This is a genomic window from Blautia sp. MSK17_66, from assembly GCF_020538025.1.
Classification (GTDB): domain Bacteria; phylum Bacillota; class Clostridia; order Lachnospirales; family Lachnospiraceae; genus Blautia_A.
This window is the reverse complement of record NZ_JAJBNQ010000098.1, coordinates 1-426: the sequence shown is the minus strand read 5'-3', so window position 1 is coordinate 426 and position 426 is coordinate 1. Positions and strand designations below refer to the sequence as shown.

Genomic DNA, 426 nt, shown 5'->3' with positions numbered 1-426 from the left:
ATGGCAGGAGGACTTCATCTTGGAAAAGGCGTACATGATAATGGATATGGCCTGTTTCTGTCTATGCTGGAATATAAACTGGAGGAACGAGGGAAATATCTGATAAAAGTAGATCGTTATTTTGCATCAAGTAAGATTTGCAGTGCATGTGGAAAGAAAAAAGAAAAATTGTCTTTATCTGAAAGGATCTATTACTGTGAATGCGGACACAGAATGGACCGTGATGTAAATGCAGCAGTTAACATCATGAATGAGGGAAAAAGAATCTTTGCAGAATGTGCATGACAGCACAATAAAAAGTCCGTAACCGGACTAATAAAAATCGCGGGGCACGCGAGGATAGCTTGTAGATACTTGGCTCAGTAGAGCCATTGAGCAAGAAGCCCCCACTTCAAAATCAGAGATTTAAGTGGTGGGAGCATGTCA

Annotated in this window: 1 protein-coding gene; it reads left to right on the top strand. The window is 40.8% G+C overall.

Features of this window, described 5'->3' with window-relative positions; genetic code table 11:
• Positions 1-285, top strand: a 285-nt coding sequence (locus tag LIR34_RS17645; protein ID WP_173903428.1) for an RNA-guided endonuclease InsQ/TnpB family protein, incomplete at its 5' end; no start/stop codon positions are given.
• Positions 286-426: the final 141 nt, after the last annotated feature.